The organism is Janthinobacterium sp. UMAB-56 (assembly GCF_900095265.1).
Taxonomy (GTDB): domain Bacteria; phylum Pseudomonadota; class Gammaproteobacteria; order Burkholderiales; family Burkholderiaceae_D; genus Janthinobacterium.
Genome location: NZ_LT607662.1, coordinates 14,207 through 23,587, shown reverse-complemented (window position 1 = coordinate 23,587; position 9,381 = coordinate 14,207). Strand labels below are relative to the sequence as shown.

At 66.4% G+C, this 9,381-nt stretch carries 11 protein-coding genes and 1 pseudogene; 4 read left to right on the top strand and 8 right to left on the bottom strand.

Annotated elements, in window-relative coordinates:
* Positions 1-322: SulP family inorganic anion transporter (locus K0F85_RS28935; RefSeq protein WP_257572897.1), on the bottom strand; the 322-nt coding region annotated here is incomplete at its 3' end.
* 175 nt (positions 323-497) lie between these two features.
* Between K0F85_RS28935 and K0F85_RS19610 the strand changes: the two genes are divergently transcribed.
* The 4 genes from K0F85_RS19610 to K0F85_RS19595 all read left to right on the top strand — a co-directional run bounded on the left by K0F85_RS19610 (position 498) and on the right by K0F85_RS19595 (position 4,003).
* Complete coding sequence (locus K0F85_RS19610; RefSeq protein ID WP_219117626.1) at positions 498-1,595, top strand: acyl-CoA dehydrogenase; 1,098 nt, start codon at positions 498-500, stop codon at positions 1,593-1,595.
* Between the two features lie 169 nt (positions 1,596-1,764).
* Positions 1,765-2,562, top strand: a complete 798-nt coding sequence (locus K0F85_RS19605; protein ID WP_257572896.1) for an HDOD domain-containing protein — start codon at positions 1,765-1,767, stop codon at positions 2,560-2,562.
* Positions 2,563-2,654: 92 nt separating this feature from the next.
* Positions 2,655-3,086 (top strand): hypothetical protein, encoded by a 432-nt coding sequence (locus K0F85_RS19600; RefSeq protein WP_219117731.1) that lies wholly within the window; start codon positions 2,655-2,657, stop codon positions 3,084-3,086.
* A gap of 2 nt (positions 3,087-3,088) precedes the next feature.
* Complete coding sequence (locus K0F85_RS19595) at positions 3,089-4,003, top strand: DUF2145 domain-containing protein (RefSeq protein WP_257572895.1); 915 nt, start codon at positions 3,089-3,091, stop codon at positions 4,001-4,003.
* On the opposite strand, the gene K0F85_RS28930 is transcribed toward K0F85_RS19595, so the two are convergent.
* From K0F85_RS28930 to K0F85_RS19565, 7 genes and pseudogenes are all read right to left on the bottom strand, one after another.
* Positions 4,004-4,609 carry a flavin reductase family protein gene (locus tag K0F85_RS28930; RefSeq protein ID WP_257572921.1) on the bottom strand — a complete coding sequence of 202 codons (606 nt, stop codon included), beginning with the start codon at positions 4,607-4,609 and terminating at the stop codon, positions 4,004-4,006.
* Positions 4,610-5,035: pseudogene (locus K0F85_RS28925) on the bottom strand (GNAT family N-acetyltransferase); the annotation flags it as partial. It abuts the gene before it with no gap.
* Between the two features lie 47 nt (positions 5,036-5,082).
* The gene (locus tag K0F85_RS19585; RefSeq protein WP_219117624.1) at positions 5,083-5,712 is read right to left on the bottom strand and encodes an NAD-dependent dehydratase; all 630 of its coding nucleotides are present in this window, start codon (positions 5,710-5,712) and stop codon (positions 5,083-5,085) included.
* A gap of 65 nt (positions 5,713-5,777) precedes the next feature.
* A complete protein-coding gene (locus tag K0F85_RS19580) occupies positions 5,778-6,161 on the bottom strand; it encodes a nuclear transport factor 2 family protein (RefSeq protein WP_219117623.1) in 384 nt (127 codons plus the stop codon).
* Between the two features lie 31 nt (positions 6,162-6,192).
* Positions 6,193-7,293, bottom strand: a complete 1,101-nt coding sequence (locus K0F85_RS19575) for an alkene reductase (protein WP_219117622.1) — start codon at positions 7,291-7,293, stop codon at positions 6,193-6,195.
* A gap of 75 nt (positions 7,294-7,368) precedes the next feature.
* Positions 7,369-7,953: a TetR/AcrR family transcriptional regulator gene (locus K0F85_RS19570; protein ID WP_219117621.1), complete on the bottom strand. Its 585-nt coding sequence runs from the start codon at positions 7,951-7,953 to the stop codon at positions 7,369-7,371.
* A 117-nt stretch (positions 7,954-8,070) separates the two neighbouring features.
* The coding region (locus K0F85_RS19565; RefSeq protein ID WP_257572894.1) for a DUF4394 domain-containing protein at positions 8,071-9,381 on the bottom strand (1,311 nt) is incomplete at its 5' end.

The window sequence follows — 9,381 nt, the reverse complement described above, 5'->3', positions numbered from 1 at the left end:
CCAGCAGGAAAAACGCGCCCGTCAACATCACCAGTCCCGCCATCAGCATGAGGCGGTGACCCGCCGTGCCGCCCTGCATGCTGGCCATGGCCGCTGCCAGCACGGCGGCCGATGACGACGTGGCCGACACGATGGCAAAGCGGCTCGTGCCCAGCGCGCCATAGCACAGCAAGCCCGCGAACAGTGCCAGGATGCCCGCCTGGGGCGCCAGGTTGCCGATACTGGCATACGCCACCGCTTCCGGCAGCAGCAGGCCGGCGATCGACAGGCCGGCGCTGACATCTTGCCAGCGCTTCGTTTGCGTCGCAGCCGATGCGTTCATGGTGACGCTCCAGGTGGATGGCACATGCCGCCTCCATGATGCGGCAAAAACGCCTTCCCGGCCACCACTGCCGCCATGGGCGGCGCGCCGCACTGGCGCCCAGACAGGCGATCGCCGGCCCGGCCACGCCGCGCTGTGCGAAAATGCCCGCTTTTGCCATTGCCGGACTTTGCCCATGCCGCACGCTGCCCTTGAGACCCTTTCCGCACGCGACGCGCGCCGCATCGCGCGCCATGCGCCGGCGGCCGACGCCGCACGCTTCCTGCATCCGGCCCAGCAAGCCTTGCTGCACCGGCGCGGCTGGCTGACGATGCTGGCGCCGCGCAGCGCGGGCGGCACGGAACTCCCCTTGCCGCAAGTGGTGCGCCTGGAAGAAGCCGTGGCCGCCGTCGATGGCAGCATGGGCTGGGTGCTGACCCTGTGTGCGGGCGCCGGCTGGTTCGCCGGCTTTCTGGCGCCCGGCATGGCGCGCAGCATCATCGGCACGCCGCGCGTCTGCCTTGGCGGCAGCGGCGCAGCCACCGGGTACGCGGAGGAAGACGGCGACGGCTACCGCATCACGGGCAGCTGGGACTATGCCAGCGGCGCGCCCATGGCCACCCACTTCACCCTGAACGCCCGGCTGCAGCGCGCTGGCCAACCCCTGCTCGATGCAGATGGCAAGCCGCGCATCCGCGCCTTTCTCGTGCCAGCCGCCTTGGTGCAGCTGCTGCCCTCATGGAACAGCATCGGCATGCGCGCCAGCGCTTCGCACAGCTACCGCATCGAGGGCCAGTGGCTCAGCAAGGAACATGGTTTTACCATCAGTGCCGACACCGCGACGGCCGACGGCCCCCTGTACCGCTATCCGTTCTATTCACTCGCCTACGTGACCCTGGCCGCCAACGTGGCCGGCATGGCCAGCCATTTCATGGCGTTGGCCGAAGAATGCATGCGCCACCGTCGCCATGCGCGCGCCGGCTTGCCCCTGCTGGACGTGGCGGAAGTGGCGACCATGCTGCAAGACAGGAAAGACGCCTTCGCCGCCGCCCGCACCCTCTTTTACGCCGTGCTGGACGATAGCTGGGCAACGGTGGACGGCGGCGCGGCGCTCGATGAGGGCGCCATGCAAGCCGTGCAGGCCGCTTCGCTGGCCCTGGTGGCCGTCTGCCGCGCCGCCGTCGATGGCCTGTATCCGTACTGCGGCCTGTACGCGACCCGCGAAGACAGCACCATCAACCGCGTCTGGCGCGATTTTCACACGGCCAGCCAGCATGCATTGCTGCTACCCTGACACTGCCCACCTCGGCAACGCCGCGCAACAGCTTGCCCCCCCGCCCAGGCGCATGGCTGAAACGGCTGGCGGACACCATGCGGGCCGGATAGCCTGATAAGATGGAGCATTGCTACTTCTCGCTCCCCTATCCATGCACGTCAACACGCTCAGCAGCCTGGCACAACTTTTGGCCAGCGCCGAAACGGAAACCCTGGCCTTTCCCACCAGCATCAACACGGCCCTGCTCCTGCAAAAGGAACTGGCCAACCCGGATTGCCACTCGGCCGACATCAGCCGGCTGCTGCTGTGCGAGCCGACCTTGTCGGCGCGCGCCGTGGCGCTGGCCAATTCGGCCCTGTTCTCGCCCGGCCAGGCGCCCGCCATCACCAGCGTGCGCGCCGCCGTCGAGCGGCTGGGACACCGCAACCTGTATGCGCTGGCGACGGCGGCCGTGATCCGCCAGCTGAACGCGGGCATCCGCGACGAAGCCTTGCGCGTGCGCGCCACCCAGCTGTGGACGCACACCGTGCACGTGGCAGCGCTGGCGCATGCGCTGGCAGGCGCCGTCACGCACACGGATGCCGATACGGCCCTGTTCGCCGGCATCGTGCATGAAGTGGCCGGTTTTTATTTGCTGGCCCAGGCCGACAAGACCCCGGGCCTGTACGCCCAGCTGGAAACGCAGATGGCGTCCACGCTGGAAGTGATCGGCCGCGCGCTGATGCACCAGCTGGGCGTGCCGCAGCCGGTGGCCGATGCCGTCAATGCCTTGCCAGGTTCGACCATCATGCTGCCGCCCGAAGGCTTGCGCGACACCCTGCTGCTGGCCAAGGCGCTGGCGCCCGTGCCCTCGCCGCTGCCGCAAGCGAGCATCACCGTCAGCGCGCCGCTGCAAGCCTACCTTGAGCACGATCCCGTGCTGCAGGTGCTGCGCACGCAGCCGTCGGCCGAAGCGAAGGCCCTGATCGAGGTACTGCTCAGTTAAAGGCCGATCTGCTATGATGGCGCGGGCTGGGATGGACCCGGCCCGCTTTCATCGATGTCCACTGGAAAACTGCCTTGACTATCTCCTTACGCATGCTCGGCCTGGCCGCAGCACTGACCGTGGCGTGCAACGCCAATGCCGACAGCTTCGTTTCCTCGGCCTCCAGCGCCGGCTCCCAGTCGAGCGGCAGCATTTCCGATTCGCTCAACGGTTCGAGCAACAGCTCCTCGCGCGACAACAAGGTGGCCAACGGCCCCTACCGCATCATCGACGTGGCCGCCGTGCCGGACCGCGCCGGCATGACGCGCCTGACCATGCAGGCCGATGCCACGGCAACGCCGCTGGTACTGGACTTGCCGCAGGCGGCGCTCGACAAGCAGCAACTGGCGCAAGGCGACATGGTGCATGCGCAAAACCGCGCCTACGGCATCGAATTTTCGCGCAATGACACGCGCGCCGCCTTCTTCCTGGTGCTGGCCGACGACTGGTACGGCGAAATGGCCACGCGTCCCGTCAGCCTCTGATATTGGCTGTGACCCTGCGGCTGCTGGCCGGCTGTGCCGCCCTCGTCCTGGCAGGCACTGCCCATGCGGGCGCTTCGATGGCCTCCGCGCGCTTTTGCGACCGGGCGCAGGAACTCACGGCCACGGAACAGGACCGGCTCTTGCGCTTTGCCGCCGTGGTGCGCGAAGAACTGGCCGCCAGCGAAGGCAGCGTGGCCCTGATCAGCCGTTCCGGCCTGGACCTGGCCCGCTTCGGCATCCGTTATTCGCACGCGGCGCTGGCCTGGCGCCACGACAATGACAATGGCTGGTCCGCGCGCCAGTTGTACTACGCCTGCGATGAAGGCCGCCCGCGCATCTTCGACCAGGGCACGGCCGGTTTCGCCATGGGCACGAACAACCCCTCTCTAGGCTATATCTCGCTGGTGAAACTGCCGGCGGAAACCGTGCCGCCCCTGCGCGGCGCCTTGCTCGACCCCGTGCGGGTGCAGCAATTGCTGGCGGGCCGCTACAGCGCCAACGCGTATGCCTTCAGTTTGAAATACCAGAATTGCAATCAGTGGGTGGTGGAATTGCTGGCCACCGCCTGGGGTGAGCTGGCCGCAGGCAGCGACTTGCGCGCCCGCGCCCAGGACTGGCTGCGCGCCGCGCCCTATGTGCCCGCCCCTGTCGACGTGGGCGCACGCTGGCTGATGCTCGGTTCGATCTTCGTGCCCCTGGTGCACATGGACGACCACCCGCCGGAAGCCATCGGCACGATGCAGCTGGCAGTGAGCTTGCCGGCCAGCCTGGAAGCGTTTGCGCGCCAGCGCCTGCCCGCCAGCGAACGCGTGGAAATCTGCCACGATGGCAAGCAGGTGGTGGTGCACCGGGGCTGGGAAGCCATCGCCGACGGCTGCGTGCCCGGCCCGAACGACAGGGTCATCGCCCTCGACTGATCAGGTCTGCGCGTCCAGCGCCTCGCCGATCGCATAAAAGCGTCCGCCGGCGATGTAATGCAGGCTGCGCCACGCTGGGTCGGCCTCCTCGAAATGCCAGTGCCCGTCGCGGAACACGCGCGTGTCGGCCCACGCGCCCACCACTTCGCCGATGAACAGGTCATAGCGATCCTGATTGTGCGGCTCGGGGATCAAACGGCAGGCCAGCCAGGCGGAGCAACCCGCCACGCATGGCAAATCAAAGCCATCCATGTGAAATAGCTGCACGCCGGCGCGCGCGAGTTTATCGGGTTGCGCGTCGAGGCTGTGCGTGCCGACGGCATGCGTCAGTTGCAGCTGCGCCGCCGTCGGCACCTGGATGACAAACGTGCCGCTCCCCTCGACCAGGGCGCGCGTGCGCGTGGCCTTGTCCAGCACCACGGTCAGTTTCGGTGGCGCGAAATCGAGGGCGCAGGCCCAGGCGGCGGCCATCACATTGGCCACGCCGCCGTGGCGCGCCGAGACGAGGATGGAAGGGCCATGATTGAGCAGGCGATAGGCTTTTTCCAGCGGCACCGGGGCGATATGAGCATACTCAGGCTCCCTCCTTTTCAGGGACAGGCGCATATCCCACTGGTCGATGCCGGGCCCGAAGCCGTCCGGCGTCACATGGAATGCCTCAAAGCCGAAGCGTGCATAGAAACCCTGCGTGTGCTGGCTGGTATGCATGCGCACGCTGGCCACTTGTGGCATGGCGCGGATCGCGTCCAGGCGCGCCTGCGTCAGCACGCGGCCCAGTCCCTGCCCATGCAGATCCTGCGCCACCATGCCCCAGCACAGGCTGGCGACGGTGCCGCCCGTATCCAGCGCATGGCCGCCGCAGGCGACGATGCGTCCGTCATGCTCGATGACCAGATACGGCTGCTTTGACTCTTCCAGCCAGACGGCAAAGCCCACGCGTTCCGATGGGTCAAAAAAGCGCGGCGTATTGCCGTCGAAGATGGCCAGGCAGGCGTCGCGGTCGCTGGCCTGGTAAGAACGTACTGTCTGCATTGTGTGCACTTTCAGGAACGGAACAAAAAATCAGTCGGCTGCGCCCGTCACAACAGGCGCTCCGAGGTCACAATATGCACGCCTGGGGCGGCGGCCAGCGCCGCTTCCAGCAAGGCACTGGCGATGCGCGGCGCCGGATTGATGCGCCAGCGGCGCGGCAGCACGGGACCCAGCACGCGCAAGAGGCGCAAGGCGGCGCCCTCGCCCGCCCGGGCCACGTCGCGCTCGCCACCGATCAAGCCGGGGCGCACGTGCGTGAGTGATACAAAACCCAGCGCTTCCAGGTCGCGCTCCAGCTCGCCCTTGACGCGGTTGTAGAAAAAGCGCGATGCCGCGTTGGCGCCGGCGGCGGAATTGAGCGCATAGGTGCGGGTGCCCGCCGCCAGCGCCAGGCGCGCCACGGCCAGCGGATAATCGTGGTCCACGCGCGAGAACGCCTGCCGCGTGCCAGCCACCTTCATGGTCGTGCCCAGGGTACAAATGACGGCGTCTGCCTGCCACCAGGGCGCGTCCGCCGGCAAGTGATCGAAATCGACGATGGGCGCTTCCAGTTTCGCATGCGCCGGCAAGGCCTTGCGCGCCGGCGCCACAACCTTGCTGACGCGCGCATCCGCCAGCGCCAGGCGCAGCACTTCACGGCCCACCAGGCCCGTGGCGCCTGTCAGTAGTAATTTCATACATTCTCCCCGCATGCTGGACGCCACACGATACAGCATCTGGCGCCCCTGTATCCGCATGTGCGTCAGGCGCCCGCGTGCGTGTGATAGATCTTGCTGACGATGGTCCACTCGCCTTGCACCTTGAGCAAATTGAAAAAGTCGGTGAAGCGGAAACCCGAGATATCGTCCGTATCGACGCGCGCACTGGCCGCCGTGCCCACGATATCGACGCGCACGATGGCCGCCTGCGCCTGCGGCGATGGCCGGAAGGCGCTGTCGATGATCTCAAACAAGCCTTCGATGGGCCCGCCCGTCAGTTTATCTTCGCCATCGACGCCGAAAATGCTGGCCTGGCTGCTGAACGCCGGGCGCATGATGCTGCTGTCGGCCTGCGCGCCGCCCGCATTGTATTGATTCAGCACGGCGACAATCGCCTGGTAATCCTGCACATAAGTGGTGTTGTTCATGTTGCGCTCCTTGGGTGGGTAAAAAAAGAAATCAGTACGAGCTCGTGGGCCAGTCGGTGTAGCCGCTGGCGCCCCCGCCGTAATATGCCTCGCGCGGCGCTTCGGCCAGTGCCACGCCATGGCGCAATCGCGCCACCAGATCCGGGTTGGCGATGAAAGGACGGCCAAACGCTACCGCATCGACCTTGCCCTCAGCGCGGCGCGCCAGCGCCAGTGACAAGTCGTAATGGTTGTTGCCGATGTAGGGGCCGTTGAACAGCGCGCGCAGCGCGTCCAGGTCGACGCCTGCTGGCACATCGCGCGAGGTGGCCGTGGCGCCCTCGACGAAGTGCAGATAAGCGAGTCCATGGCGATTCAACTGCTCGATCAGGTAGCCATAGGTGGCCATCACGTCGCTGTCGACCGGCGTGTTGCCCGCGTCGGGCGTCACGGGAGACAATCGGATGCCGACCCGCGACGCGCCCCACACTTTCACCACGGCGTGCGTCACTTCCAGCGTCAGCCGCGCACGGTTTTCGATGCTGCCGCCATAAGAGTCCGTGCGCCGGTTGGTTGAATCGCGCAGGAACTGGTCGAGCAGGTAGCTATTGGCCGAATGCACCTCGACGCCATCGAAACCGGCGCGCAGCGCGCATTCGGCCGCATGCACGTACTGCGCGACGACGCCGGCGATTTCCAGCGTCTCCAGCGCGCGCGGCATGGACACGGGCTGCATGCCGCTGGCGGTGTACGTGCTGCCCTCGGCCTGGATGGCGGAAGGCGCAACGGGCGCTGCGCCATCGGGCTGCAGGCTGGTATGCGAAAACCGCCCCACATGCCACAGCTGGCAGACGATCTTGCCGCCCGCCGCATGCACGGCATCGGTGACCAGTTTCCAGCCATCCACCTGGGCATCCGACCAGATGCCTGGCGTCAAGGCATAACCACGCCCCTGGGGCGAGATATTCGTCGCCTCGCTGATGAGCAGGCCGGCACTGGCGCGCTGGGCATAATACTCGGCGTGCATGGCATGCGGCACGCCATCGTCGCCCATGCGGCTGCGCGTGAGCGGCGCCATGACGATGCGGTTGGCCAGGGCCAGCGCCCCCAGATGGACGGGGGCGAACAAATCGCTTTCATGCTGCTCGGTCATCGTATTTCTTTCATGTTGTGCAAGAAAGACCGGAAATAACTGACCGGTCGTCTAGTTTTTGATTAAAAAAAACGGCTACGACAGCAGCCGCTGCGTGGTCGACATGGCCACGTCGAAAGGCCTGCCGTTCCGCGCGACCTTGACCATCAGGGAAGCGCCCAGCCACAGCTGGTACAGGGATTCGGCCAGCACGCGCGCCGGCGTCGTCGCCGCCACGGAACCGTCAAGATGGCCCGCTTCCACCGATTGTGTCAGGCGTTCCAGTATGGCGCCCGTGCCATGCTGCAGCACGGCGCCCATGTCCACCGACAGGTCGCACACTTCGGCGCCCAGCTTGACCACCAGGCATTTGCCTTGCGGCGCGCTGCTTGCCTGCGTCGCGCTCCAATAGTCAAAATAGGCAAGCAGGCGCTCACGGGCATTGCCTGGCCCCGCCAGCAAGGCGTCGACCGTCTGCAGATAGCTGCTGAAATAGTCATCGAGCAAGGCTAACCCGAATTCTTCCTTCGACTTGAAATAATAGTAAAAGGAACCTTTCGGCACGCCGGCCGCCGCCACCAGTTCCGCCAGGCCCACGGCCGTGTAGCCTTTCCCGGCCATCAAGGCCTTGGCGATATCGATCAGGTGCTGGCGCATGTCAGCGGAGGATTTTTTGCTCATGCGGCCAGTATAGCAAAAAATCTGACCGGTCGTCTAGTAAGCCGCAGCCTGTGAATGTCAACAACAATTCCAGCATGCTGGACCTATTGAATCCAAGCAAAGCTGCGGCCTCTTCGCTTACTTGAGCGCGATGGCGAGATCGGTCAAGCCCACCGCCCCGTTGCCGATGGCGGACAGGGCCGGCGTGGCCGCGCCGCCGCTCAGCACCGCCGCGCCCGTCGCCAGGTCGATGCGGTACAGGGAGCTGGGGCCGTTGGCCGACGTGCGCAGGACCGCCAGCGCCAGCCCGTTGGCGCCGCCCGCGATATCGAAGCCGACGTCGCCCATCACCGCGACGCCCAGCGGGCCCACATTGACCAGGGTGCCGTCATTCGGCGGACTTTGCAGGGCCAGCGTGGCGCTGGCCGTGTCGATATCGAACAGCATGGTCGAAGCCGTGCCGGCAAAGCTGTTGGTATAGGCCGCTGCCGTGACGACGGGCGCCGCACCGGCGCGGTTGATGGTGCCATCGGTAGTGGTGGCGCCCGTGTCGACATTGATGCGCAGGTTTTGCCCCGTGTTGCCGATGACGCGCAGGCGGTCGGCGAGCGGGTTGAAATCCACGCCAAAAACCGTGCCGGCGATGGCCGTGTAGGGCGCGCTGGTGTCGGCCGCGTCGGCCGCCAGGGTCGCCTTGACGCTAACGACGCCCGTGGCCGGGGCGATCGTGACGATACGGCCCGTCGAGGAAATGCCGTACAGCAAGCCATCCTTGGGACGGATGTCAAAGCCCAGCAGGCGCTCGCCCGACGCCAGGCCGGTGACGGCCACGTTGGCGTCCAGGGTATTCGGCGTGGCCGTCTTGAAGGTGACGATACGTCCATCGTCCGTCAAGCCATAGGCGATGGGTGCGGTCGGCTGAGTCAAGGCGATGCCGCGCAACTCTTCCGTCACACCGATGGCCGCCACCAGGGTCGCTGGCGCCGTGGCCGCAGCCAGGTTCAGGGTGTACAGATTGCGCACGCCGGCCACCGTCATGACGGCGTAGCCCGTATTGGTGCGCGCATCGATGTCGAGACCGGCCACCGCCGTGGCGGCGATGCCCAGCGGCACGGCGCCGGCCAGGGTACCGTTGTTGGGTGGATTTTGCGTGTACAGGGTGGCGTTGGCAGCGTCGATGACGAACAGGGTTGTGCTGGCCGTGCCGGCGAAACTGTTGGTATAGGCGGCCGCCGTGATGGCGCTGCCGGCCGCGCCGCCGTTGATGTCTCCATCCGTGGTGGTGGCGCCCGTATCGACATTGATGCGCAGGCTTTGTCCCGTGTTGCTGACGATGCGCAGGCGGTCGGCGACGGGATTGAAATCGACGCCGAACTGCGTGCCGGCCAGCGCCGTATACGGTGCCGTGGTGTCGGCAGCATCGGCTGCCAGGCTGGCTTTCAAGGTGGC